The sequence below is a fragment of the Clostridium tarantellae genome, from assembly GCF_009295725.1.
GTDB classification, from domain to species: Bacteria; Bacillota; Clostridia; order Clostridiales; family Clostridiaceae; genus Sarcina; species Sarcina tarantellae.
On record NZ_WHJC01000446.1, the window covers coordinates 1 to 1,945 of the forward strand.

Genomic DNA, 1,945 nt, shown 5'->3' on the forward strand with positions numbered 1-1,945 from the left:
AGACCGGGGGATATCTCGGATTATATCATAATATTAAAAATATATTTGAAAAATTTAGAAATTTTGCTTATAAAACTAAAAATAGCATTTTTGCTTTATGCAAAAATGCTATTTGTCTACAAACTGAAATGAGTAGTTATATAACTACTCATTTTAAACTCACTATATTATCTACCTAATATTTCATTTATTTGATTTTTGTATCCATCTGCTTTAGCTCCGAAAATTGCCTGAATTCCATTCCCAACTTCCATAACTCCTGCAGCACCTAAAGCTTTTAATCTATCTTTATCAACTTTAGATTTATCTTTAACTTCTACTCTTAATCTTGTGATACAAGCATCAACACTTACTATATTAGATTCTCCACCTAAAGCTTCTAAAATTTCATGAGCTATAGATGAAGTTGAAGCATTACTTGTTTGAGCTCCATTATCCATACCTTTAGATTTTTGATAATCAGCTTTGCTATATAATTTAACTTCTTCGTCACTTTCATCTCTACCTGGAGTTTTTAAGTTTAATTTAACTATTAATATCTTAAATAAGAAGTAGTAAATTACTGCATATACTGCACCAACAACTAAAACCATATACCATTTAGTTGGTACTCCTGCTCCTGCTGGAAGTAATCCAAATAATGTATAGTCTATTAATCCACCTGAGAAAGTCATTCCTATGAATACATTAAATATATCCATTAAGAAGAATGAAAGTCCTGCAAGTACACAGTGTACTCCGTATAATACTGGAGCAACAAATAAGAATGTAAATTCAAGCGGCTCAGTTATTCCTGTTAATAGTGAAGTAACTGCTGCTGATATCATTAAACTACCTACAACTTTTTTCTTACTTGGAGCAGCTGTTTTATACATTGCAAATGCTGCTGCAGGTAATCCAAACATCATGAATGGGAACTTACCAGCCATAAATCTTGAAGTACCATTAACGATAATATCCATTGTAGCAGATGAAGCTCCAACTAAATCTTGCATGCTTCCTAATTGAGCAAAATATGCATAGTTAGCACCTTGAACAACTTGCCATTGTCCATTAATTATAACATTACCATCAACAAAAGAACCAAACCAGAATGGAGTATAGAATATATGATGTAATCCAAATGGTATTAAAGCTCTTTCAATTAATCCAAATAAGAAAGTTCCTATACTTCCTGCATTGTTAACACCCATAGCTATATATGCTATTCCATCTTGAACAAATGGCCATAAATAAGCTAATATAGCACCAACAAATGCCATAACTATAGATACTATTATTGGAACGAATCTTGTTCCTGAAAAGAAACCAATTACTGCTGGTAATTGTATATTATAATATTTATTGTGTAATACAGCTGTAACTATACCAGTTATAATACCACCAAAAACTGACATATTAAGTGTAAAAATTCCCAATGTAGTAGTTATGTAATTTGAATATTCTCCTGGAACATTTCCTGGTGATAAAACTCCAAGTGGAGTAACACCTAAATTTAATAATACACTAATAACTTGATTCATAATTAAGAAACCAAATACTGATGCTAACGCTGATGTTCCTTTTTCTCTATCAGCAAGACCAACAGCTACACCAACTGCAAATAGTAATGGTAAATTACCAAATACTATATCTCCAATCCCTTGCATTATTTTTAAAATTACCGTAATTGCTGGAATACTAACAAATGCAATTAACGGTTCATATATTGCTGGTGGATTACTTAAGTTTGCTATGTTTAAAAAAGCACCACCTACACCTAATAAAATACCTGCAATTGGAAGAGCTGCTATCGGAAGCATTATTGCCTTACCAATTCTTTGTAAATATTGAAGCATTATAAGTCCTCCTTATTTTTTAAAATTTTTATGTAACCTTTAGTTTTAAATTTAAGCAAAATTGCTTAATAATATGATTAACAAAAAAGGGCTAAACTATCATAAAT

1 protein-coding gene is annotated in these 1,945 nt (G+C 30.8%); it reads right to left on the reverse strand.

Going from position 1 to position 1,945, the window contains the following annotated elements; all coding sequences use genetic code 11:
• Positions 1–167 precede the first annotated feature (167 nt).
• Complete coding sequence (locus GBZ86_RS15435; RefSeq protein WP_152892136.1) at positions 168–1,838, reverse strand: PTS transporter subunit EIIC; 1,671 nt, start codon at positions 1,836–1,838, stop codon at positions 168–170.
• Between the last annotated feature and the right edge of the window lie 107 nt (positions 1,839–1,945).